The sequence below is a fragment of the Clostridioides sp. LIBA-7602 genome (genome assembly GCF_056688945.1).
Window position 1 is genome coordinate 179,265 of sequence record NZ_CP196991.1, and the last position, 26,486, is coordinate 205,750.

General features: G+C 29.3%; 20 protein-coding genes, 1 pseudogene and 1 riboswitch. All 21 genes and pseudogenes read left to right on the forward strand.

The window, feature by feature from the left end; genetic code table 11:
* Window positions 1–28: 28 nt before the first annotated feature.
* The 21 genes and pseudogenes from metK (at window position 29) to ACTG45_RS01310 (ending at window position 26,450) form a co-directional block, all read left to right on the forward strand.
* Window positions 29–1,222, forward strand: coding sequence for a methionine adenosyltransferase (gene metK / locus ACTG45_RS01210; protein WP_021382544.1), 1,194 nt, complete (start codon window positions 29–31; stop codon window positions 1,220–1,222).
* Between the two features lie 318 nt (window positions 1,223–1,540).
* Entirely contained in the window at window positions 1,541–2,638 is a 1,098-nt protein-coding gene (locus tag ACTG45_RS01215; RefSeq protein ID WP_021382531.1) for a YkvI family membrane protein, read from the forward strand.
* A 260-nt stretch (window positions 2,639–2,898) separates the two neighbouring features.
* The gene (gene recD2, locus ACTG45_RS01220; RefSeq protein ID WP_021382543.1) at window positions 2,899–5,118 is read left to right on the forward strand and encodes an SF1B family DNA helicase RecD2; all 2,220 of its coding nucleotides are present in this window, start codon (window positions 2,899–2,901) and stop codon (window positions 5,116–5,118) included.
* A gap of 2 nt (window positions 5,119–5,120) precedes the next feature.
* Window positions 5,121–5,903: a ComF family protein gene (locus ACTG45_RS01225; protein ID WP_044212035.1), complete on the forward strand. Its 783-nt coding sequence runs from the start codon at window positions 5,121–5,123 to the stop codon at window positions 5,901–5,903.
* A gap of 333 nt (window positions 5,904–6,236) precedes the next feature.
* Entirely contained in the window at window positions 6,237–8,150 is a 1,914-nt protein-coding gene (locus ACTG45_RS01230) for a BglG family transcription antiterminator (RefSeq protein ID WP_479919659.1), read from the forward strand.
* A 140-nt stretch (window positions 8,151–8,290) separates the two neighbouring features.
* Window positions 8,291–8,599, forward strand: a complete 309-nt coding sequence (locus ACTG45_RS01235; protein ID WP_021382549.1) for a PTS lactose/cellobiose transporter subunit IIA — start codon at window positions 8,291–8,293, stop codon at window positions 8,597–8,599.
* A 25-nt stretch (window positions 8,600–8,624) separates the two neighbouring features.
* A complete protein-coding gene (locus tag ACTG45_RS01240) occupies window positions 8,625–8,951 on the forward strand; it encodes a PTS sugar transporter subunit IIB (protein WP_479917885.1) in 327 nt (108 codons plus the stop codon).
* Between the two features lie 38 nt (window positions 8,952–8,989).
* Window positions 8,990–10,324 carry a PTS cellobiose transporter subunit IIC gene (gene celB / locus ACTG45_RS01245; RefSeq protein ID WP_021382538.1) on the forward strand — a complete coding sequence of 445 codons (1,335 nt, stop codon included), beginning with the start codon at window positions 8,990–8,992 and terminating at the stop codon, window positions 10,322–10,324.
* A gap of 10 nt (window positions 10,325–10,334) precedes the next feature.
* Window positions 10,335–10,853, forward strand: a complete 519-nt coding sequence (locus tag ACTG45_RS01250; protein WP_021382556.1) for a GrdB-related putative oxidoreductase — start codon at window positions 10,335–10,337, stop codon at window positions 10,851–10,853.
* A 92-nt stretch (window positions 10,854–10,945) separates the two neighbouring features.
* The gene (locus tag ACTG45_RS01255; protein WP_479917886.1) at window positions 10,946–11,905 is read left to right on the forward strand and encodes a glycosylasparaginase; all 960 of its coding nucleotides are present in this window, start codon (window positions 10,946–10,948) and stop codon (window positions 11,903–11,905) included.
* 46 nt (window positions 11,906–11,951) lie between these two features.
* Complete coding sequence (locus tag ACTG45_RS01260) at window positions 11,952–12,761, forward strand: Sapep family Mn(2+)-dependent dipeptidase (RefSeq protein WP_479917887.1); 810 nt, start codon at window positions 11,952–11,954, stop codon at window positions 12,759–12,761.
* Between the two features lie 621 nt (window positions 12,762–13,382).
* On the forward strand, window positions 13,383–14,492 hold the full coding sequence (tnpB, locus tag ACTG45_RS01265) for an IS200/IS605 family element RNA-guided endonuclease TnpB (protein WP_479917888.1): 1,110 nt from the start codon (window positions 13,383–13,385) through the stop codon (window positions 14,490–14,492).
* Window positions 14,493–14,627: 135 nt separating this feature from the next.
* A pseudogene (locus ACTG45_RS01270) lies at window positions 14,628–14,864 on the forward strand (M20/M25/M40 family metallo-hydrolase); the annotation flags it as partial.
* 2 nt (window positions 14,865–14,866) lie between these two features.
* Window positions 14,867–15,541, forward strand: a complete 675-nt coding sequence (locus ACTG45_RS01275; protein WP_479917889.1) for a copper homeostasis protein CutC — start codon at window positions 14,867–14,869, stop codon at window positions 15,539–15,541.
* Between the two features lie 550 nt (window positions 15,542–16,091).
* Window positions 16,092–16,643 carry a ribosome hibernation-promoting factor, HPF/YfiA family gene (gene hpf / locus ACTG45_RS01280; protein WP_021382565.1) on the forward strand — a complete coding sequence of 184 codons (552 nt, stop codon included), beginning with the start codon at window positions 16,092–16,094 and terminating at the stop codon, window positions 16,641–16,643.
* 131 nt (window positions 16,644–16,774) lie between these two features.
* Window positions 16,775–19,450 (forward strand): preprotein translocase subunit SecA, encoded by a 2,676-nt coding sequence (gene secA / locus ACTG45_RS01285; RefSeq protein WP_021382567.1) that lies wholly within the window; start codon window positions 16,775–16,777, stop codon window positions 19,448–19,450.
* A 14-nt stretch (window positions 19,451–19,464) separates the two neighbouring features.
* Window positions 19,465–20,572 (forward strand): peptide chain release factor 2 gene (prfB, locus tag ACTG45_RS01290; protein ID WP_479917890.1). Its coding sequence is split into 2 segments (ribosomal slippage): window positions 19,465–19,539 and window positions 19,541–20,572, totalling 1,107 coding nucleotides; the frame shifts between segments, so codons are not numbered across the junction.
* Window positions 20,573–20,715: 143 nt separating this feature from the next.
* Window positions 20,716–22,857, forward strand: a complete 2,142-nt coding sequence (locus ACTG45_RS01295; RefSeq protein WP_479917891.1) for a Tex family protein — start codon at window positions 20,716–20,718, stop codon at window positions 22,855–22,857.
* Between the two features lie 143 nt (window positions 22,858–23,000).
* Window positions 23,001–24,167 (forward strand): amidohydrolase, encoded by a 1,167-nt coding sequence (locus ACTG45_RS01300; RefSeq protein WP_479917892.1) that lies wholly within the window; start codon window positions 23,001–23,003, stop codon window positions 24,165–24,167.
* A 59-nt stretch (window positions 24,168–24,226) separates the two neighbouring features.
* Window positions 24,227–24,344, forward strand: a riboswitch (FMN riboswitch).
* Window positions 24,345–24,467: 123 nt separating this feature from the next.
* Window positions 24,468–25,073 (forward strand): ECF transporter S component, encoded by a 606-nt coding sequence (locus ACTG45_RS01305; protein ID WP_169469729.1) that lies wholly within the window; start codon window positions 24,468–24,470, stop codon window positions 25,071–25,073.
* A gap of 336 nt (window positions 25,074–25,409) precedes the next feature.
* Entirely contained in the window at window positions 25,410–26,450 is a 1,041-nt protein-coding gene (locus ACTG45_RS01310) for a DUF4116 domain-containing protein (RefSeq protein WP_479917893.1), read from the forward strand.
* Window positions 26,451–26,486: the final 36 nt, after the last annotated feature.

Below are 26,486 nucleotides of genomic sequence, written 5' to 3' on the forward strand. Positions count from 1 at the left end.
AATTAAGAATGTATAAGGGGGAATAAAAATGGCAAGACATTTATTTACGTCAGAATCAGTTACAGAAGGACATCCTGATAAGATATGTGACCAAATATCAGATTCAATATTAGATGCATTATTAGAAAAAGACCCACAATCTAGAGTAGCTTGTGAAACTACAGTTACAACTGGATTAGTTTTAGTAGCAGGAGAAATAAGTACATCTGCTTATGTAGATATTCCTAAACTGGTAAGAGAAACAGTAAGAGAGATTGGATATACAAGAGCAAAATATGGATTTGACTGTGATACTTGTGCAGTTATAACTTCTATAGATGAGCAATCTGGAGATATAGCTATGGGAGTTGATGAAGGTCTAGAAAGCAAGACTGGAGAAGAGATAGAAGAAGAAATAGAAAAAGTTGGAGCTGGAGACCAAGGTATAATGTTTGGATTTGCATGCAATGAGACTCCAGAATTAATGCCACTTCCAATATCTTTGGCTCATAAATTATCAAGAAGACTTACAGAAGTTAGAAAGACAGGTTTAGTTGATTATTTAAGACCAGATGGAAAAACTCAAGTTACTGTTGAATATGAAGGAAATAAAGCTGTAAGAGTACATACAGTTCTTATATCAGCTCAACATTGTGAAACAGTATCAAATGATAAAATAAGAGAAGATATAATTAATCATGTTATTAAAGAGGTTATACCAGCTGAATTACTTGATGAAGAAACTAAAATTTATATAAATCCAACAGGAAGATTTGTTATAGGAGGACCTCAAGGAGATACAGGTCTTACAGGAAGAAAAATAATAATAGATACTTATGGTGGATATTCTAGACATGGTGGAGGAGCTTTCTCAGGAAAAGACCCTACAAAAGTTGATAGATCTGCTGCTTATGCAGCTAGATATGTTGCGAAAAATATTGTTGCAGCTGGCCTTGCAGATAAATGTGAGATAGAACTTGCATATGCTATAGGTATAGCTAGACCACTGTCTATATTTATAGATACTTTTGGGACAGGTAAAGTTTCAGAAGAAAAACTTGTTGAATTAGTAAATAAACACTTTGATTTAAGACCAGGAGCTATAATAAGAGACTTAGATTTAAGAAAGCCACTTTACAAAAAAGTTGCTGCTTATGGTCACTTTGGTAGAACTGATATAGATTTACCTTGGGAAAAAATTGACAAAGTTGAGCAATTAAGAAAAGATGCTCTAGGTGAATAATTTTTAACTAAGAGACTGTTAGAATGTAATTTTAAGATTACTTTCTAACAGTTTTTTTATTGTAGATTAAATATTTTTAATAAATGTAAATTTCTCATCATATAATAAACAAACAGTATTTAATTAGATTAGTGTATTTTGTTTTATAATATTATGGCAAATTGATACATATTATAGGATATATGTTAAAAACTGGTTAAGAATGTGTTAACTACTGTTAAATTATTAAAAATATATTGAAATATCACAATAATACGTCTAATATAATCTTAATAAACTTACACTTAAAAAATTATTTTAATTAGGGGGGAGTAATGTATGTCAGGCAAGATAAATGTTAAAACTGTTATAAGTTTTGCTGGAGCTTATGTGGCTACTGTAATAGGCTCTGGATTTGCAACTGGTCAAGAAATACTGCAATTTTTTACGTTTTATGGATATGCTGGTATTATAGGTGGAATAATATCTATGGTATTATTTTCATGGTTTGGAGCAGAAGTTATAGATAAAGGAAGAGAATTGAAGCTTAAGGAGCCAATAAAGATTTATCAAGTATACTGTGGAAAATATCTTGGCACATTCTTTGAATGGTTTGGACCACTATTTTTATTTGGAACATTAGTAATAATGATTGCAGGAGCAGGAGCTACATTATCAGAGTACTATGGATTAAATCCATATGTAGGTAGGATTGGTATGGCAATCGTTTCCCTAATAACTGTTTCTTTAGGTTTGACAAGGCTTTCTAAAATACTAGGTAATATAGGTCCTATAATAATAATATTTACACTTTTAGTAGGAGCTATTAGTTTGTGTAGTAATATTGATGCTTTACCAAATGCTGGAGCTATGGTTGATAGTCTAAACATTAAAACTGCTACATCAAGTGGGTATTTCTCAGGTGTGCTTTATACTTGTTATAATGTAATAATAGTAATAACATTCTTGACAGGAATGGGTTCTTCTGCAGTAAATAAGAAAGATGCTGTGTGGGGTGGTATAATAGGTGGAGTAGCTCTTATGGCAGCAGCTATAATGATGAATTTAGCATTACTTTCAGACATAGGAAATATATATACAAAAGAGATACCAGCACTTTATTTAGCTGATAAGATATCTCCAATAATAGGTATTTTATTCTCAGTAGTTCTTTTATTAGGAATATACACTACAGCTGTACCACTATTATGGTCAGTAACTAATAGATTTGTAGAGGATGACCATCCTAAATTTAGAATGATAACAATAGTAGTAAGTATACTAGCATGTATAGGAGGTCTATTGCCATTTGATAAGCTAGTAGGAACACTATATCCGTATACAGGTTACATGGGAATTTTGATTTTACTATGTATGCTTTATAGAAGAATTACTAAAACCAGTGGGTATAAGGAAAATAAATCTGAGATAAGTTAATATTAGAATAAATTTATGAAATTTAGTTTGTACTTTACACATGAAGTAATTAAAATAAAATAGTTATTAAAATATGGTACCTGTTTTCTAAGGTGCCATATTTTTTGGATGCACATTTTTTTTGTTTCTGATAAAATGTATAATAGTTGGAAATTAGGTTAAGTATAAAAGTATAAAAACTTTTCTAGAACTATCATAGTCTAACATATAAAATATACTAACTTAAATGGAGCGAGTATTAGTATTTTTAGGAGATAAAAATGGAAAAATTAGAAGGAATGATAAGTGAAATAGTCTTTAAAAATGAGGACAATGGATATACAATAGCTCATCTGGTAAATGAAAAGGATGAAATTGTAATTGTAGGATGTATGCCTACTTTGGCAATTGGAGAGAGTATCGAAGTTGAAGGTAAATGGGTAAACCATAAAATTTATGGTACTCAGTTTGAAGTGAATAGTTTTATGCCAGTGACACCATCATCCTTAGAAGGAATTTATGTTTATTTATCTTCTGGAATGATACATGGTATTGGTGAAAAAATGGCTAAGAGAATAATTGATAAGTTTGGTGTAGATACACTAAATGTGATACAAAATTCACCAGAAAGACTACAAGAAGTAGAAGGTATAGGGAGTAAAAAGGTAAAACAAATAGTAAAAAGTTATGAAGAAGACAGAGAGCTTAGAAACATCATAATAGAACTATCTCCTTTTGGAATAACGCCAAATTACTGTCTAAAAATATATAAGAAATATAAAAGCAGTGCAATAGAAGTCATAAATAAAAATCCATACCAACTTGCTGAAGATATAAGAGGAATAGGATTTAAGGTGGCTGATAGTATAGCCAATAAAATTGGCATAGATAAAAATTCTAAAGATAGAGTTTGTCAGGGAATTTTATACACTTTAAATAAATCTCTAAGCAATGGACATACATATTTACCAGAGCATGTTCTAATACAAGATTCGGAAAAATTATTGGAGCTAAATGGAGAAATAATAAAAGAGTGTATAATGATGTTAGTTTATAACCAAAAAATACATATAGAGAAAGTAAACAATGAAAATCTTATATATCTTATGCCATATTATTTAGCTGAAAATGGAGTATGTAGTCAAATCGTAAAATTATCACAGTATGAATTTGAAGACTTGAAAATAGATATAGATAGTGAAATTAATATTTTAGAAGAAGATAAAAAAATCAAGTTAGCAGAAAAACAAATTTTAGCAGTCAAAGAATCTATTAATAGTGGAGTATTAATTATAACTGGTGGCCCAGGGACTGGTAAGACAACCACTATTAACTCTATCATAGAGATATTTGAGAATAATGGTAAAAGTGTGACCTTAGCAGCTCCGACGGGAAGAGCAGCAAAGAGAATGAGTGAAACTTCTGATAAAGAAGCAAAAACTATACATAGATTATTAGAAATGGGTTTTTCAACAGATGATGATTTAACTTTTTTTAAAGATGAAGAAGACCCAATAAATTCAGATGTAATCATTGTTGATGAGGTATCAATGGTAGATATAATTTTAATGTACAATCTACTTAGAGCTATAAAGATAGGAACAAGAGTAATTTTGGTTGGAGATAGTGACCAACTACCTTCTGTAGGAGCTGGAAATGTACTTAAGGATATGATTGATTCTAATATTATAAATGTGGTTAAATTAAATGAAATATTTAGACAAGCACAAGAGAGTATGATAATTGTAAATGCTCATAAAATAAATAATGGAGAGCCGCTTTATTTAAATACAAAAGAGAAAGATTTCTTTTTTATAAGAAAATCTACCAATGAAGAAATATTAAATGAAATAATAGGATTAGTTAATGAAAGATTACCTAAATTTTATAAAGTTGATAAATTAAAAGACATACAAGTTTTATCTTCAATGAGAAAAGGAGAGTTAGGAGTTACTAATCTCAATATAGAGTTACAAAAGTATCTTAACAAAAAAGAAAAATTTAAAGTTGAAGAGAGTTTTTCTAAAAGACTCTTTAGAGTAGGCGATAAAGTAATGCAAGTAAAAAATAACTATACAAAAAAATGGGAAACAGAAGACCAAAAAGAAAGTGGAGAAGGCATCTATAATGGAGATATAGGATATGTTTATCATATAGATAAAGATAAGAAAACTATATATGTATTATTTGACCAAACTAAAATTGTATCTTATTTATATGATGAATTAGATGAAATTGACCATAGTTTCTGTACAACAATACATAAAAGTCAAGGAAGTGAATTTCCAGTTGTAGTATTACCAATAACTTGGGCTCCTCCCATGTTACTTAGCCGTAATTTATTATATACAGCTGTAACAAGAGCAAAAAAATTAGTTGTATTGGTTGGAGATGTAAAGTATCTTGAATATATGATAAAAAATAATAGAGTGAACCAAAGGTATTCAAATTTAGGATATAAGTTGAATAAATTTAAGCGAGAAGGGTTGTTGATAGAATAAATATGAAAATATGCAATGATAATTTTATTAAGCGTTTACAAAACATGATTAATAAATGTCTGGATTTTATATATCCTGAGAATATAAGTTGCATAATTTGTGATAAATCCATAAAGAAAACAAATACTTATTCAATATGTAAAAGCTGTTTTAATGAAATGAATTTTATACAAGATGGTTGTATGAAATGTGGAAAACCAATAACACGTCATTCAATTGAAAAGGAGTTTTTTGAAGACTGTAGCTATTGTTTTAATAAAGATTTTTATTTTGATAAATCTATATCTTGCATTGAATATAATGATGTAAGCAAAAAGATAGTATTAGGACTAAAATATAATCAAAAAACATTTATGGCTAGGTATATAGCTCAGATAATGAAAGAAAAATTGTATTTGGAAAACTTAAAATTTGATTATATACTATTTGTTCCACTTCATAAAAAAAGGTTGAACAAAAGGGGATTTAATCAAGCACAAAAAATAGCGTCTAATTTAAGTAAGATACTTAATATTCCATTATTAGATTGTATAAGTAGAAAAAAATATACAAGAATGCTCTATAAATTAAACAAAAAAGAAAGAAAAGAAGAACTAAAAAATGTATTTGAAGTTAAAGAAAATATAAAATTAATAAATGATAAAAATTTACTTTTAATAGATGATATATTTACTACAGGTTTGACAACAAATGAAATTTCTAAACTTCTAAAGTTATCTGGTGCTAATAAGGTATTTGTATTGACTCTACTGACAAGAGCAAGTGATAATTATGTTATGGAATAATCTTATATGTTGACAATTTTAATTTAAAATATTAAAATGAATAAGTGATATTTAGGTCTGTGGTTGAAAGTCCAAGCCAGTCGCAGGCAAAAGGATCCACGTAAGTTAACACTAAAAATTGGGTTAATGATCATGGTGCGGCTTAGAAGTAAGACCTACCGATAATAAAATCGAGAGAGAGTAGTAGTGCGGCGAACCCAAGCGAACCCTCCAGTAGGCGAGTGTGGGGTCAAAAACCAGGTCAGCTAAATATCATATTAAAGAGAGCTAGCATAATACTTTTATGTGTAGCTCTTTTTTGTATATAATAAATTAAGGCTAAGTCATAAAGAGGTGATATATTTGAACAAAAGACAAGAAAACTTATTAACAACATTGCTATTAAAAGAAGAGTTTATAAATGTCAATGAGATTGCCAATGATTTTGAATGCTCAGAAAGGACAATAAGAAATGATTGCAAATATATTGATGAATGGTTATCTACTTTTTGTAATGCTTATATAAAAAGAAAACCTAATATAGGAGTCAAATTTAGTGGAGATGATACAGATAAAATACTAGTAAATCAGAAGTTACGAGGTGAAGTTAAAAGAGTAAATAGTGAGCTTCATAAGCAAGTTGAGATATTAAATCTACTACTTTGTAACAATAAAAAAGTCACTTTAAATGATTTATCTAATAAATTGTACATAAATAAAAATATTGTCAGAGAAGAAATAAGTAAATTATCAGTGGCATTAAATAATTATAACTTAAATGTCTCAACCAAAAAAGGTAGTGGTATATGCGTTGAAGGGGATGAGAAAGATATAAGGATAATGTTAGTATCATTCTTATTTAAATACATAGATAAATACAGGCTAAACATAGATGAGATAGAATATTTTCATATAGTAGATATAATAATTGTCAAAAATATAATGTCTACTATAGAAGATAATATGGATATAAGACTTACAGATATATCATTCAGACAACTGATGCTATTTTTACTTATAAATACAATACGAATAAGGCTAGGCAATTCTTTGAAAGTATTAAATACTAAGAAAGAGCTCAAGTTAAAAATGCTTATTTTACATATAGAAGATGAATTAAAATCCAATTTATCTATAGTATTAAATCATGAAGAAAAATTATTTATAGAATCTTTAATATTTGGTATGAATAAGCAGATAAACAGTAGTAACACTAAAAAAGCACTATATTTAAATGAAGAATTAGCAGAGTATACAAGAAAAATTATAAATTTAGTGTCAGAGGAATCAGGAATAAATTTCAATAATGATATATTGCTTTATGAGCAATTAATATGCCATTTAAATGTTACAATGCACCAAATGAAAAGTAATGTTTATTTGGAAAACCCACTATTAGATAATATAAAAACTAAGTTTTGTTTTTTATATACAGTAATATCAAATTCAATAGAAATTGAATTAAAAGGAAAACAAATAACTGAAGATGAAATAGGTTATCTTACACTTCACTTTCAAACATCTCTAGAAAGGAAATATAATAAAAGAGAATCAAATAAGAGAGCAAGCATTGTATGTCCATTTAGTTTTGGAGTGAGTATGCTATTAAAAGTAAAAATAGAAAAGAGATTTGATACTATAGAAATTGTTGAAACACTAAGAGAGGAAGATTTAAAAAGAGATAACTTTGACAAAACAATAGACTTTATAATTGCATTTCAAGAATATGAAAATATTCAAAAGCCAATTTTCATAACAACTCCATTATTTACTGATGAAGATGAGAATAAGCTCAAAGAATTTACAAATAAAATAAAAGAAAAAGATACTTCATATAAATTTATGAACAGATTAATGATGTCTGATTATTTAATAAGGGAGTTAGATCATGATGATATTTATGAAGCCATAACATATTTAACTAATTTATTGATTGAAAAGCATTATGCAGAAAAGGAGTATTTAGAATCTATTATAACAAGAGAAAAATCATATCCAACCAATGTTGGAAAGGGAATACTATTCCCTCATGGAGACATGAAATATATAAAGCAATCTGTATTATGTTTTGCAAGATTAAAAACACCAATAAAAATTAGAAATGGAAAAGATATAAATATTATACTTTTATTAGCTTATAAAAAGGATGATGACAGAAAAATATTTAGAGAATTATTTAAAGAAATATCTAATCTAACAGAAGATGAAGGTATGTTGGATACTCTAAGTAAATGTGATATAGCAAAAGTAAAAGATATTCTTATATAAAATTCATAGTGATTTATGGATAAGCACAAAATTTTCCAGGTGATGGAAAAAGTTGTGCATGTTTTTTTGATTTTATACGATATTATATGTTTGTAAGATATAAACTAGCTAAAAGTAGAGAAGCAATTTAGGAGGAAAAAATGGAAGAAATAGTTTTAAAGATTATAATTCATGCTGGTAATGCAAAATCCATGCTTTATGAAGCTCTTAACTGTTCAAAGGAAAACGATTTTAAAAAGGCAGATGAATTAGTTGAAAGTGCAAACGAAGAAATCTTAAAAGCACATAAAGTACAAACTGAACTTATACAAAAGGAAGCTGGAGGAAATAAGTCAGATATATCTATCTTATTAATTCACTCTCAAGACCATTTGATGACTTGTATGAGTGAGAGAAATCTTATAAAAGAAATGATTATATTAAGAAAAGAAATTCAAAAATTAAAATAAAAAGAATTAAGGGGGATTTAAAAGAATGAAAAGAAAAGTATATTTATTTTGTAGTTTTGGAATGTCAACAAGTTTGCTTGCAGGTAAGATGCAGAAGGTAGCAGATGAGCATAATTTACCAATAGAAGTAGAAGCATTCCCAATCGCAGAAATTGATAAAATAGTTGAAGAAAAGAATCCAGATTGTATATTATTAGGACCACAAGTTAAGTACATGTTAAAGGAATTAAAACCAAAGTTTGAAACTCAAGGTAAACCTATAGATATAATAAATGAAGCTGATTATGGAACTATGAATGGGGAAAAAGTATTAAAACTTGCTATAAAGTTAATAAAATCTAAACAAGCATAGAATCATAATAGAAAATAATTGGAAATGAGGGTGGATAGATGAATAAATTGGAAAGAATACTTATGCCATTGGCTGAGAAAATAGGTAAAAATAAATTATTAATTGCAATTAGAGATGGTTTTTTAGTATCATCACCATTATTAATAATAGGTTCATTATTTTTATTAGTAGCAAATTTTCCGATAAAAGGATGGGATGAATTTGTAGGTCAAATTTTTGGTTCAGATTGGGCTGTCAAATTACAACAACCAACTGTAGCAACATTTGAAGTAATGACTCTACTTGCAGTTTTAGGAATTGGATATTCTTATGCAAAACAAATAGATGTAGACCCAATAGCATCAGCGGCAGTTGCAATAGTTGCTTTTTTTATAGTAACACCATTTGTGATACCATATACACCAGATGGAACAACATCAGTCTATATGGTAACAGGTATACCACTAGGGTGGATGGGTTCTAAAGGAATGTTTGTAGGTATGATAACAGCAATAACTTCTGTAAAATTGTTTGCAGCAGTTGTCAAAAAAGGATGGACATTAAAAATGCCAGATGGAGTTCCTCCAACTGTATCAAAATCATTTGCTGCGTTAATACCAAGTGCAATAGTTATGATAGTCTTCTTTTTAGTTAAGATAGCCTTTGAAGCTACACCATATGGAAGTATACATGAATTTATATTTAAATTTTTACAGATGCCATTATTAAAACTAGGAAATAGCTTAGGTGCAATGGCAATCGCCTACATATTCTTACACTTATTCTGGTTCTTTGGAATAAATGGAAGCAGTGTTGTTGGAGCTGTGTATAATCCTATATTAAAAATTTTATCAGCTGAAAATTTAGCTGCCTTCCAAGCTGGTTCAAAAATACCAAACATAATAACTGGTCAATTCCAAGATATGTTTGCAACATTTGGAGGAGCAGGTAGTACATTATCATTAGTTATAGCTATGTTATTAATATGTAAAAGTAAACGTATAAAATCAATGGGGAAATTGTCAATTTTACCAGGAATATTTGGTATAAATGAACCATTGATATTTGGTCTACCAATAATGCTTAACCCAATATTATTGATACCATTTGCAATAGTTCCAACAATAAATATAATAATAGCTTATTTCTGTATGTCAGCAGGTTTAGTGCCACTTACAAATGGAGTTCAATTACCATGGACAACTCCAATTATATTCTCTGGCTTTCTAACAACAGGATGGCAAGGGGCTGTTTTACAATTAGCACTTCTTGTACTAGGAATATTTATGTATATGCCATTTATAAAAATGCTAGATAGACAATATTTGAAAGAAGAAAAGACAAATGTTGAAGAGGAAGATGATGATATATCTTTTGATGATTTAGTATTATAGGAGGAAGATTATGAAAAAAATAGTTATGATATTGGACCAAATACAAGCTGGTGCTGGAGGAAAAGAAAAAAACAATATACCTCCTGCTGGAAAATCAAGCCCATTAGGTCCAGGTATAATGATGGAACCATTTTTAGATGAGTCTAAAGTAATAGCTACATTATTTTGTGGAGACGAATTTTTTATAAATAACGAAGAGGATGTAACAAACAAAATGATAGCAATGGTAAAAAAATTAAACCCTGATGTAGTAATTTGTGGACCAAGTTTTAATTATGAAAATTTTTCTAAGATGTCAGCTATATTATGTAAAAATATAAATGATAAGACTAATATATCAGCATTTGCAGCTATGTCAGAAGAAAATATAGATATAATAAACGAATATAAAAATGATATATGCATAGTTAAGACGCCAAAAAAAGGTGGAATTGGACTTAATGATTCACTAAACAACATATGTAAATTAGCAAAATCAATGGCAAATAAAGAGGATATAACTTTGATGAAAGAAGAGTTTTGTTATTAATTAGTGTTCTAATGTTAACAAACTTAAATAATACACTATTTATAATAAAAATAGATTAGTAAAATCTATATAATAAGGAGGGGAATTTTGACATGTGGGGAATGATAGCGACATGGAGAATGGCTCTAGAAGGTATAACTGAGGCATCAGAGCGTTTAGAAAAAGGTATGGAAGCAGGAGATGCCGTAGAACTTGCTGTAAGAAGAGTTGAAGATTATCCATTCTATAAATCAGTTGGCTATGGAGGACTTCCAAATGAAAACTGTGAGGTAGAGCTTGATGCTGCATTTATGGATGGTAATACATTAGATATTGGGGCAGTTGCTGGTATAAGGGATTATTCTAATCCTGTAAGTATAGCTAGAAAGTTAAGTTATGAGAAGGTAAATAATTTCTTGGTTGGAATAGGTGCTGAAGAATATGCTCATAAAAATGGATTTGAAAGAAAAAATATGTTGACTGATAGAGCAAAGTTGCATTATAAAAAGAGAAAAAAAGAAACTCTAGACAAGGGGTTAAGCCCATATGCTGGTCATGATACTGTTGGCATGATATCTTTAGACAAAAATGGTAAGATGTGTGCAGCTACTTCAACGAGTGGATTATTTATGAAAAAAAGAGGCAGAATAGGAGATTCTGCACTATCTGGTTCGGGATTTTTTGTTGATAGTAGTATAGGAGGAGCTACAGCTACTGGTCTAGGAGAAGACCTAATGAAGGGATGTATATCTTATGAGATAGTTAGACTTATGAAAGAAGGTAAGCATCCACAAGAAGCTTGTGATATAGCAGTAAATGAATTGGATGAACAACTTATTAAAAGAAGAGGAAAAGCTGGTGATTTATCATTAGTTGCCATGAATAATAAGGGAGAATGGGGAGTAGCTACAAACATAGCAGACTTTACTTTTTCAGTAGTAACTGAGGAAGAGGCTCCTACAGTCTATATTTCAAATAGAGTAGATGGTAAGACTACACATAAGGTTATATCAAATGAATGGATGGAAGCATATGAAGCTAGAATAAAAGCTCCAATAGAAGTGAAAGAATAAATCAGTCATATAATAAAGTAGAGTTTTTTATAATAAGGAGATTTTTATGAATATCATAAATAATAAAGTAGATGAATTAAAAGAAGATTTATTAAGTGATATTATAGATATTGTAAAAATACCTAGTGTAAAAGGGGAGTCAGAAAATGGCTTCCCTTTTGGTGAAAAAGTAGGTAAAGCACTTAATAAAGCATTAGAAATTTCAGAAAAATTGGGATTTAAGGTTAGAAATTTAGATAATTATATTGGGTATGCAGAATATGGAGAGAGTGAAGATTATGTTTGTGTAATTGGTCATGTAGATGTTGTACATGAAGGCGAAGGTTGGGAGTATCAGCCTTATGAAGGGGAAAAAGCCAATGGGAGAATTTATGGTAGAGGGGTATTAGATAATAAAGGACCCATAATATCTGCTTTATATGGATTGTATGCTATTAAAGAATTGGATTTAAAACTAGATAAAAAAGTTAGGATAATATTTGGTACAAATGAAGAAAGTGGATTTGAAGATATACCATATTATTTAGAAAAAGAAAAAGCCCCTCTTATGGGATTTACACCAGACTGTAAGTATCCTGTTGTATATGGTGAAAAAGGAATGGCAAGGATTAGAATCAAAAGTAAAAACATCTATGAAGAAGACACATTCTTAGGTTTTATAGAAAACCTATCTGAAAATGTGATTGTTACATATAAAGAGTTAAGTAAAAAAGATGGTGATATTATATTAGATATAAAGATAAAATATGATTTTAGCTATAAACTAAGAAATGTGTTAGATGAAATAAGATGCAGTTTTCCAAGTAGCATTGAGATAGAAGTAATTTCTAATTTTAATCCAGTATATTTTGATTGAAAAATAGCTACGCACACTTGTGACTTTAGTCGTGAATTAGTAGCTAAAATAGTCAGCATATAGGGAAACTTATATGTAGAGATAGGATAGAACCTATCCAATACTACTTGAATTGCTGGAAACCCCTAAAGCTAACCAAACTAAAACATAAGGATGAAATAAACCTAAGTGTGAAAGTTACGAAAGTAGAAAAAATTGGTTAGATGGTATAAGGTTAAACCCTAAGTACTTTAAAATGGGCAATCAGCAGGTAAGCTCCTAAGTAGGAGAAACTTCAACGACTATTCCTCTTGAGGGAAGTACACTACAAGCTATTGGTAGTGGAAGTGGGTAGACCTTAACGGATAATGCCGAAGGATAAGATATAGTCTGTGCTTGCATGAAAGTGTAAGAAGTTCATAAGAGAACTGCATAGGTAGTAGCGAACTTATGTGAACGACAACCTCAAAAATGATAAAAATTAGGACTTACGGTTCTTAAATATGTTATTTAAAAATAAATATAAAAACCTTCCAAATAATTGTTTTAAATAATTACGTTTGTTAATATTATAATGGGTGATGAAAAATAGAAGTTACTCGGATATGTATATTAATAATCATAAAAAACAATTAAAGTGAGGTGATAGTAGTGGAAAAAGCTTATAAGTTTAGAATGTATCCAAATAAAAAACAGCAAGAGTTAATTAACAAAACTTTTGGATGTTGTAGATTTGTATATAATAAGTATCTTGCTAAAAAAATAGAAGTTTATGAAAATAATAAAGAAACTTTTACTTATAAACAGTGCAGTTCTGATTTGACCAATTTAAAAAGAGAATTAGAGTGGCTTAAAGAACCTGACAAATTTTCACTACAAAATACCTTAAAAGATTTAGAAAACGCATATAAAAAATTCTTTAAAGAAAATGCAGGATTTCCTAAATTTAAATCAAAGAAAACTAATAGATTTTCATATAGAACTAACTTTACAAATGGAAATATTATGTACTTTAGTCAATATATAAAATTACCTAAACTTGGTATGGTTAAAGTAAGGGATAAACAAGTACCTCAAGGGAGAATATTTAATGCTACAGTATCCAAAGAACCAAGTGGTAAATATTATGTATCATTATGTTGTACTGATATAGATATTGAAGCATTTGAAAACACTAATAATCAGATAGGTTTAGATTTAGGAATTAAAGAATTTTGTATCTCAAGTTGTGGAGAATTTATAGAAAATCCTAAGTATCTTCAAAAGTCATTAAACAAACTTGCTAAATTACAAAGAGAATTATCGAGAAAAACAATTGGTAGTTTAAATAGAAATAAAGCAAGATTAAAAGTTGCAAGACTTCAAGAACATATAGCTAATCAAAGGAAGGATTTTCTACAAAAACTATCTACTAAATTAATACGAGAGAATGATATTATTTGCATAGAAGATTTACAAGTAAAGAATATGACTAGAAATCGTAAATTATCTCGCTTAATTTCTGATGTGTCATGGTCAGAATTTATTCGTCAATTAGAATACAAGGCTAATTGGTATGGTAGACAAATTGTAAAGGTAGGTAAATTCTTTGCAAGTTCACAAATATGTAATAAATGTGGGTACAAAAACGAGGAAATGAAGAATTTAAATATAAGAGAATGGATTTGTCCTTGTTGTAATGAAACTCATGATAGAGATATAAATGCAAGTATAAATATATTAAAAGAAGGATTAAGACTAATAACAATTTAAAATAAATAACTTATGTAAGAACCATAGGAACTACGGGGATAGCCTGTGGAGAGTTTGTAAGACATATTTTAGTATGCAAAATTCTATGAAGCAGGAATCCTGTGACTTTAGTCATGGGAGGTTCAGAAAGAGAGTAAGCTTATTAAAAAGCTTCAGCTAGCTTATGAAAGAGTAACATTATTAGATGGGACTCCAGTAACAACTAATGGAGGTACATATGCAAAAGTAATGCCAAATATAGTCCCATTTGGACCTTCATTTCCAGGACAAAAAGGAATAGCTCATAATCCTGATGAATATATGGACATAGAAGATATAATTTTAAATGCAAAGATATTTGCAAACGCAATATATGAATTGGCAAAGGAGTAATTATGTTAGAGATAATAGGAATGACAGTAGAAGACGCTAAAATCATAGAAGATTGTGGCGCAGATAGAATAGAGTTAGTTAGTGCTTTAACTGAAGGTGGATTGACACCAAGCTTTGGTCTTATAGAAAGGGTTGTTAATAGTGTAAAGATACCTGTGAACGTAATGATAAGACATCATGCAAAAAGTTTTATTTATAGTGAGGAAGATATAGGCATAATGCAAAAAGATATAAGTATAATTAAAGAGATTGGTGCTAATGGAGTTGTATTTGGTATGTTAGATAAAGATAATAACATAGATGAAAAAAATTTAAATGTTTTATTGGAATGTTGCGATAATCTTGATGTTACATTTCATAGAGCTATAGATGAATCAAATATAATGGATAGTATCAAAATTTTGAAGGATTATGATAAAATTACAAATATATTAACATCAGGTGGAAGGGGAAGTATAGTTGATAACATACAAATAATAAAGAATATGATGTTTGGTTCTAATCATATAAAAATTCTTTTAGGTGGGGGACTTAATTTCAATAATATAGAGAAGATAAAAGAATCAACTAAAGCAAGCAATTTTCATTTTGGTACAGCTATTAGAATAAATAACAATCCTTTTGAAGATATAGATAGACAAAAACTTAAAAAGCTCGTAAATATGATTTCAAGATAGTATAAACATAAAATACTAAACCTAAATAAAGAGTGTGAGTTAATTATAATTTGGGTATATGCATGATAATAGGTATTAAGCATGAAATTATTGTTGTAAGTGGTTTATTACTTTTATATAGTCTTGAATACTAATAATGAAAGAAAAAATAGGATATGGAGGTTTTAGAGGGTTTATATTTATAAAAAATTTATAAAAGATAAACGGCATATAATACATATAATTTCCTAAAATTACCAACTTATGACATGAATTCACATATTAATAAACAATTAATGGAGATATTTGTGGATAGAAATAGTAGTAAAAATAGCTTTAAATAAACAAAAACAAGAGTTATTAACAGTTTTATCCACATTATCCACAGGTAGTTGTGATAATATTAATCCACATGAGTATTAAGATAACTAAAAATGAGAAATAATTCTATCAATTGAATAGAAAAAATCATAAAAGTTAATAATAAAAAGAGGATTATGAGAGTTCGTGTAGAATATATTACTAAAGTATAAATTTTCTTATACTGGCATAATTGAAGGGAGATGTACTTATGAACATAATTATATCTGGAAAACAAATCGAATTAACTGATGCAATAAAAAGTAAAATCGAAAGCAAACTAAGTAAGTTAGATAATTACATTCATCCAGACACTGATGTAAAAGTTACAGTAAGTGCTAAAAAAGCAAGACAAAAAATAGAGGTAACAATAGCTACTGTAAATGGACCTATAATTAGAGCAGAAGATATGCAGGAAAATTTATACACAGCTATAGATGTTGTATATGATAAATTAAGTAAACAATTAAAAAAATATAAAAAGAGATTACAAGATAAACATAAAGACAACAAGAGTATAAGATTCCAAGATGCAGAAATAAATCTAGCTGATGATCAAGTGGACTATGAAGATGAAAATCAAGAATTAGTAATTCAAAGACGTAAGAAATTTAGTGTTAAGCCAATGAGCGAAGAAGAAGCTGTATTACAGATGGAGTTAATAGGACATGATTTTTACATGTTCAAGAATATAGATTCAGATGAAATAGCAGTAGTTTATAAGCGTCATAATGGTGGATATGGTATAATAGAACATGAATAAAGCAATTTAGATTTAATCATATTAGCTATCGATAAATAAATTATCGATAGCTTTTTAAATTAATATTAAAAGTATAGTTTTTATGGTAAAATGAATAATAGTACAATAAAGAACGAGGAGAGATGTAAAATATGAGCTTTATGGATAATTTATTCAACATGGCAGATAAAAAAGAATTAAAAAAGTTCAATAAAACTGTTGATATAATAGATTCATTAGAACCTAAATTTGAATCTATGGCAGACTCGGAACTTAAAAATATGACAAATATATTTAAAGAAAGATTAGCAAATAATGAAAGTATAGATGATATACTTCCAGAAGCTTTTGCAGTAGTTAGAGAAGTTTCTAAGAGAGTGTTAGGACTTAGACACTATAGAGTCCAAATGGTTGGAGGTATAGTGTTACATCAAGGAAGAATAGCCGAGATGAAAACAGGTGAAGGTAAAACTTTGGTTGCAACTGCTCCTGTTTATTTGAATGCCCTTACAGGAAAAGGTGTACATGTTGTAACAGTAAATGATTACCTTGCAAAACGTGATAGAGACCAAATGGCAAAAATATATGAATTTTTAGGAATGAGTGTAGGCGTTATTGTGCATGGTCAAAATCCAAAAGTTAGAAAAGAGCAATATGATTGCGATATAACTTATGGTACAAATAATGAGTACGGATTTGACTACTTAAAGGACAATATGGTAATACACAAAGAGCAAAGAGTTCAAAGAGGATTAAATTATGCTATAGTGGATGAGGTTGACTCTATACTAATAGATGAAGCTAGAACACCACTTATCATATCTGGACCTGGCGACAAATCAACTCACTTATATTCAGATGCAAATACATTTGTGTTAACTCTAAAACCAGATGATTACGAATTAGAAGAAAAAGATAAGGCGGTATCTCTAACAGCATCAGGTATACAAAAGGCAGAAGTATATTTTAACGTTGACAACATAACAGATATATCTCATACAGAGTTATATCATCATATAAATCAAGCTTTAAGAGCACATGTAATAATGAAGAAAGATGTTGATTATGTTGCTAAAGATGGAGAAATAGTAATAGTTGATGAGTTTACTGGTAGACTTATGTTTGGTAGAAGATATTCAGAAGGTTTACATCAAGCAATAGAAGCTAAAGAAGGTCTTAAAATACAAAGAGAATCTAAAACACTAGCTACTGTAACATTCCAAAACTACTTTAGAATGTATAAAAAACTTTCTGGTATGACTGGTACAGCAAAAACAGAAGAAGAAGAGTTTAAAGCAATCTATAAAATGGATGTTTTCCAAGTACCTACCAATAAACTTATGATAAGAGAAGATTTACCAGATTCTGTATACAAAAGTGAAATAGGTAAATTCAATGCTGTAGCACAAGAGATAATTGAAAGACATAAAGTTAATCAGCCAATACTTGTAGGGACAGTATCAATAGAAAAGTCAGAATTATTATCACAAATACTAAAGAAAAAAGGCATTAAACATGAAGTATTAAATGCTAAACATCATGATAAAGAAGCAGAGATAATAGCACAAGCTGGTAGACTTGGAGCTGTTACAATAGCTACTAATATGGCTGGTCGTGGTACAGATATAGTTCTAGGTGGAAACCCGGATTTCTTAACTAAGAGAGAAATGAGAAGAAATGGATTTAAAGAGGAAATAGTAAACAGAGTAGATACTCCAATAGAAGGGATACCTGTAAAAGGGAATGAAACTCTATTTGAAGCTAGAGCAGAGTATGAAAAACTATTTGAAAAGTTTAAACAACAAACACAAGAAGAACAAAAACAAGTTGTAGAAGCAGGTGGACTTGCTATAATTGGTACAGAGAGACATGAATCTCGAAGAATAGATAACCAGTTGAGAGGTCGTGCTGGTCGTCAAGGTGACCCAGGTAGTTCAAGATTTTATATAGGTCTTGATGATGACCTTATGAGATTGTTTGGAAGTGATAGGATATCTGGAATTGTAGATAAAATAGGCCTTGAAGAAGATATGCCGATAGAACATAGAATATTATCTAAATCTATTGAAGGAGCACAAAAGAAAGTCGAAGGTAAAAACTTTGGAATAAGAAAACATGTACTTCAATATGATGATGTTATGAATAAACAAAGAGAAATAATATATGCAGAAAGAAAACGTGTATTAGAGGGTGAAGATTTACAAGAACAAATACAATCAATGACTCATTCTATAATCGAAGAGGCAGTGACTCTTTATACACAAGATAAAGGGTTTGATGAAGACGGATTTAAAGAGCATATGTATAATCTGTTCTTACCAAAAGGTAGCATAGAAATACCAGAAATAGAAAAGCTTAATCCAGTTGAAATAACAGAGAAAGTTTATGAAATAGCTATGAAGATATACACTTCAAAAGAAGAACAAGTAGGCTATGAAAGAATGAGAGAGGTTGAGAGAGTAATCTTACTTCAAGCTGTTGATAACCATTGGATAGACCATATAGATGCTATGGACCAATTACGTCAAGGTATCGGGCTTCGTGCTGTAGGTCAGCAAGACCCGGTTATTGCTTATAAAATGGAAGGTTTTGACATGTTTGATGAAATGAATAAACATATCAAAGAAGATACTGTAAGATATTTATTTAATATAACAATAGAAACTCCAGTTGAAAGAAAAGCAGTTGTAGATGTTGAGAATCTATCTTCGCCATCAGATGGAACGCTTCCAACAAGCAAAACGGTTAAAAAAGATGAAAAAGTTGGAAGAAATGACTTATGTCCTTGTGGAAGTGGTAAAAAATATAAAAACTGTTGTGGTAGATAATCTTGGAGGATTAAATGTTAAAGATACAAGAGTATAGACATAGTGTGGAGCAGATAGCTTCAAATTTAGAAGAATTGAGGGTTTCTCTTTGACATAGCTTCATTGATGGAAAAAATACAAATTAATGAAGAAAAGATGAACAAACAAGACTTTTGGAACGATAATGAATTCGCTCAAAGAGTACTTCAAGAAAATAAATCTTTAAAAGAGACACTAGAAGAATATGAAAGTTTAAAAAATTTATTAGAAGATATAGAAGTATTGATTGAAATAGGTCTAGAGGAAGAGGATGACTCTGTAGAAAAGGATATAGAAAAGTCCATAGAATCAATAGAGGAAAAATTATCTGAAATTAAAATAAAAACTCTTCTAAGTGGAGAGTATGATAAAAATAATGCTATATTATCTATAAACGCTGGTACTGGCGGTTTGGATGCTCAAGATTGGGCTCAGATGCTTTTGAGAATGTATATAAGATGGTCAGAAGGAAAGGGTTATAAAGTTAAGCTTTTAGATATAATATCAGACCCTGAAGCTGGGATAAAGACAGCTACAATCCTTGTAGAAGGAACAAACGCTTATGGATACTTAAAGAGTGAAAAAGGGGTTCATAGGTTGGTGAGAATATCTCCATTTGACCCATCAGGAAAAAGACATACTTCATTTGCATCTATAGATGTAACACCAGAGTTAGATGAGAATATAGAAGTAGAAATTAATCCATCAGATTTAAAGATAGACACATATAGAGCGTCTGGAGCTGGGGGGCAGCATGTAAATACAACTGATTCAGCAGTTAGAATAACACATGTTCCTACAGGTGTAGTAGTTCAGTGTCAAAATGAGAGGTCTCAGCATCTAAATAAAGATAGAGCTATGAGATTTTTGATGGCAAAACTGATAGAACTAAAAGAATTGGAACAAAAGGAAAAAATAGAAGATATACAAGGAAAATATTCACAAATAACATGGGGTAGTCAAATTAGGTCGTATGTTTTTCAGCCATATAAATTGGTTAAAGACCATAGAACAAATGCTGAGTTTGGAAATGTAGACAGTGTAATGAATGGAAATATAGACCTATTTATTAATGAATACTTAAAAATGAATAAAACAGTTTAATAAATATGCACTGTAATTAAGATATATGTATAAGAAGGTTAGTGCTTACTATGCACTTACAGCACTTAGGCTGAGGACGACAACCCTCAGCCTTCGTTCTGTTTATTATACTTATGAAAAAACTAACATTAGGAGTGAAAAAATTGGATATAAATCAAATCTTAAAAAAAGAATTTAATCTTAGAGATGAGCAAATAAATAATACATTAAAACTTATTGATGAGGGTAATACAATACCATTTATAGCTAGGTACAGAAAAGAAATGACTGGTGAGATGAGTGATGTTACACTAAGAGAATTTCATGAAAAATTGATGTACTTAAGAAACCTTCAAAGTAGAAAAGATGATGTAGTTAGACTAATAGATGAGCAAGGCAAGTTAACAGATGAAATAACAAAAAATATAGAAAAAGCAAAGACATTACAAGAAGTAGAAGATATCTATGCTCCATATAAACAAAAGAAAAGAACTAGAGCAACAATAGCTAAAGAAAAGGGATTAGAAAATTTAGCATTGTCAATACTAGAGAATAATCTAGATAGTATAGAAGTAGAAGCAAAGAATTATATAGATGAGGAGAAAGAAGTTCTTTCTGTTGAAGATGCATTAAAAGGAGCTAGAGATATAATTGCAGAATTAGTTTCAGATGATGCTAAGATTAGAAAATATATAAGAGAATTAGCATTAAGAGAAGGCATGATAGTTAGCAAAAGCTCTACTGATGAGAAATCAGTTTATGATATGTATTATGATTATAATGAAGCAGTAAAGAGCATGGCTCCACATAGAGTCTTGGCAATAAATCGAGGAGAAAAAGAGAACTTCTTAAAAGTTAAGTTAGAAATAAATAATGATAAAGTTTTAAATTACATAATAAATGAATATGTAAATGATAAAAATTTCAAAAATAAGGAAGAAATCGTAAGCTCAATAGAAGATTCTTATAAAAGATTAATTTTTCCATCAATAGAAAGAGAAATAAGAAATCATTTAACAGAAATAGCTCAAGAAAGAGCTATAAGTGTATTTGGAAAAAATGTTAAAAGTTTATTGCTTCAACCACCAGTTAAAGACAAAGTAGTTATGGGATTTGACCCTGCATTTAGAACAGGATGTAAAATAGCTATAGTAGATAAAAATGGTAAACTATTAGATTATACAACAGTATACCCAACAGACCCTCAAAATGATGTGGAAGGGGCAAAGAAAGTTTTAAAAGGATTGATTGAAAAATACGATATAGATATAATTTCAATAGGTAATGGTACTGCATCTAGAGAATCAGAAACTTTTGTATCAGAAATGATAAAAGAGATAGATAGGGAAGTACAATATGTTATAGTTAGTGAGGCTGGAGCCTCTGTCTATTCAGCATCTGAACTTGCAAATGAAGAACATCCAGATATAAATGTATCAATAAGAGGAGCTATATCTATAGCTAGAAGATTACAAGACCCATTAGCAGAGCTTGTAAAAATAGACCCTAAAAGTATTGGTGTAGGTCAATATCAGCATGATTTAAATAAAAAAAGACTAGAAGAAGTATTAGATGGTGTTGTTGAAGATTCTGTAAATAGTGTTGGAGTAGATTTAAATACAGCATCATACTCTCTATTAGAACATATTGCAGGAATAAGTAAAGCTATTGCAAAAAACATAATAGCATATAGAGAAGAAAATGGAGATTTTACATCGAGAGTACAACTGAAAAAAGTAAAACGACTTGGACCTCAAGCATTCACTCAATGTGCTGGATTTATGAGAATCTTAGATGGTAAAAACCCACTAGATAATACAGGTGTGCATCCTGAAAGTTACGATATATGTAAAAAAATGATTGAGATAATAGGGTATTCTCTAGATGATATAAAAAATAAAAATATAGAAGAAATAGATGAGAAAATAAAAGAGATTGGTCTAAAAGAATTAAGTGAAAAGCTAGAAGTAGGTCAAGTTACTTTAAGAGATATTATAGCTGAAATTAAAAAGCCAGGAAGAGACCCAAGAGAAGAAGGAATAAAACCTATTCTTAGAACTGATGTCTTAAAAATTGAAGATATACAAGAAGGCATGTCTTTAAAAGGTACAATTAGAAATGTTGTAGATTTTGGTGCATTTGTAGATATTGGAATAAAAAATGATGGGTTAGTTCATAAATCAGAAATGAGTAATAGCTTTGTAAAAGACCCTATGAGTATTGTTACAGTAGGAGATATAGTTGATGTAAAAGTTATTGGAATTGACTTAAACAAAAAAAGAGTAGCTTTATCAATGAAAAAATAAACAAATTTATGTATTGTTATTTTGAATTCTATATTTGTAAATACAACTTATAGTAGGTATGAGTATCAAAAATTAAAAAAGTATATTGTAAAAAACAATGTTAAAAAGAAGTAAGATAGTCTTGAAAATCAGGAGGAAAATGAATGATTTTTATAAAAAATGGTAAAATAAACACCATAACAAATGGAATAATTAAAGGCGATATCCTTATAGATGAAGGAAAAATAATAGAAATAGGAGAAGACTTAATAGCACCATTAGATGCAGATATAATAGATGCAAGTAATAAACTTGTGTTCCCTGGATTTATAGATGCTCATACTCATTTGGGTCTATGGGAAGATGGGATAGGTTTTGAAGGGGCAGATGGAAATGAAGAAACTGACCCAATAACACCACAATTAAATCCTATAGATGGAATCAATCCAATGGATAGAACATTTAAAGAAGCTTTTGAGGGTGGTATAACTTCTGTTTGTACAACACCTGGAAGTGCAAATGTTATGGGAGGTCAATGTATAGCTATAAAAACACATGGAAAAAGAATTGATAAAATGGTAATAAAAAATCCAGTTGCATCTAAAATAGCATTTGGAGAAAATCCAAAAAGTTGCTATGGTCAAGATGATAAATCTCCTCAAACTAGGATGGCTATAGCAGCCTTGCTTAGAGAAAATTTAAAAAAGGCGGAAGAATATCTAGAAGAGATTGATTTATATGAAAGTCATGATGATGAAGACTGTGAAAAGCCTGAATATGACATAAAAATGGAAAGTTTAATACCTGTGCTGAGAAGAGAAATTCCTTTCAAGGCACATGCTCATAGAGCTGATGATATGTTTACAGCAATAAGAATTGCAAAAGAATTTAACTTAAAACTTACATTAGACCATTGTACAGAGGGCCATCTTATTGTAGATGAATTAGTAGAAGAAGGATTTCCTGTGATAGTAGGTCCATCTTTGTCAGAAAGGTCTAAATTTGAACTTAGAAATCTGACATTTAGTACAGCTGGAATACTTTCAAATGCAGGTCTTGATGTATGTATAATGACAGACCATCCAGTAATACCAGTTCAATATCTTCCAATATGTGCAGGCATAGCAGTTAAACATGGTATGAAAGAAGAAAAAGCAATAGAATCAATTACAATAAATCCAGCTACAGCTTTAGGAATAGGAGACAAAGTAGGCTCCATAGAGGTTGGCAAAGATGCAGATATAGTAATTTGGGACAATTCTCCACTAGAGATTCAAAGTAATGTACTTTACACTATAATAAATGGCAAAGTAGTATATGAGAAAAAATAACTTGACAATTATTAAAAAATTAACTAATATAAGAGTGTAAGGAAAATTAAAAAATCAAAGAAGATCTTCGGGGCAGGGCGAAATTCCCTACCGGCGGTATAGCCCGCGAACTACTTAGGTGGTTGATTTGGTGAGATTCCAAAGCCGACAGTAAAGTCTGGATGAGAGAAGATATTTATGGAATATAAATAAGTTTATTTTAGTTTGTTTAAACTATATCCATAAAAACTCGAAGATAGGATCTTCGAGTTTTTTGTTTTTCCTAAAAAATATAAACTATTGATTAGGAGGAAAGTAGTTATGCAAAATACAGTAAAAAGAGGTAATATGATTTCAACAAGAACTTTGGTGGTTATGTCAATTTTATCTGCAATATCTTATTTATTGATGTTTATTCAAGCACCAATACCAGGTATTTTTCCAGATTTCTTAAAAATTGACTTATCAGATATCCCAGCAATATTTGGTGGTATGTCTTTAGGACCATTGGTTGGATTTGGTGTAGTTGTAGTAAAAAATATACTACAAATGATAACAGCAACAACAACTGGAGGAGTAGGAGAATTTGCAAATATATTAATTGGTGGTTCTTATGTACTTATACTTTGTTATTCATATAAGAGAAGTAAAGATTTAAAGGGTGTAGTAATTGGATTTGTATTAGGGACAATAGCTATGACTATAATTGGTTCATTGGTAAATTATTTTGTAATGCTGCCACTTTATGGGCAATTAATGGGACTAGATGCTATAATAGGCCTAGGCTCAGCTATAAATCCTCAAGTTCATGATTTATTTACTTTTGTAATTTGGATGATAGCTCCATTTAATGTATTAAAGGCTGTTATAATATCTTTAGTAACATTACCACTTTATAAAAAAATGGGAAATGTAATAAAAAAATAATTAGACAAGAAAATATAAAATTTTAAAATTAAATGTATTGAATAGCCATAATTTATTTATAACTTCGGTCCTATATTGTGATTGATATATTAAATAGATTATGGCTTTATTAATTTATCAAAAATTGTATATAAAATAAGAAATATTTAGGCAAATTTAATTTTTAAAATAAAGGAAGAATTAAAACGATTAACTATTAAAATACTAAAAAGGTATCTATAATACACAGAGCGAATTCATAATAAATAAAAAATAAAGATATTATAAAAAATAAATAAAGATTTATGCTTAATTTTTTAATAATATCTAATTTAATAATGATAGGGGTGTAGATAGATGAGTATATCTAAAAAATTGAAAAAATTATTTTTAGATGATAAAGGGTATTATTTTAATAGTAATTGGGAAAATATTCATATAAGTGTTGATAACGAAGAGTTGAAAATGCCTTTAAAGTATATTACAAATGAATACATTGAAAATATGGAAAGTGTAAAGTATGATTATCGTGAATTAAAAAATATAAAAAATCAAACTGATGGGATGTGTATTCTAGCGATAAGGCAAAACTATAAAGCCCTAGAGTATGTAAAAAAGCAAACAGAAGAATTATGTTTAGAGGCAATAAGGTATAACTATAAAGCACTAAAATATGTAAAAGAACAAACAGAGTATATATGTCTTGAAGCTATAAAAAAGGATTGTAATGCACTTAAGTATGTAAGAAACCAGACAGAGAAGCTTATTATAAAAGCAATAAGATATTCTTCAAATATAGATGTTGTAAGTATACTAAAAGCTTTAGAGGTTCAAACAAGAAGTATATGTTTAGAAGCAATTAAAAAAGATGGTAGGTGTCTTGCATATGTTAGAGAACAGAGTGAAGAACTATGTATAGAAGCGATTAAGCAAAACTATAAAGCATTACAATATGTAAAAAATCAAACAGATAAGATGTGTATGGAAGCTGTAAATCAAAATGGTATGGCACTGCAATATGTAAACAAACAAAAAGATGAAATATGTATGGAAGCTGTCAAACAAGATGGAAGAAGTCTGCAATTTGTTAATAATAAAACAGAGGAAATATGTATAAAGGCTATAAGATATTTAGATAAAAAATATAATATTAAAGATGTGTTAAGTTACATAGATAATTATACAGAAGATATATGTATAGAGATTGTAAGACAAAATGGTAAGATGTTAATGTATATAAAAAATCAGACAGAAAAAATGTGTATTGAAGCAGTGAAAGAGAATTATAAGTCTCTTAAGTATGTAAAAGAGCAATCTGAGAAAATATGCAAAGAAGCTTTAAAGCAAAGTTGTAAGGCAAAAGAGTATATAAAAATTATTATTGAAGACTGTATATAATGTCTAGATATGGCCATCAATAAAAAAAGATAAATA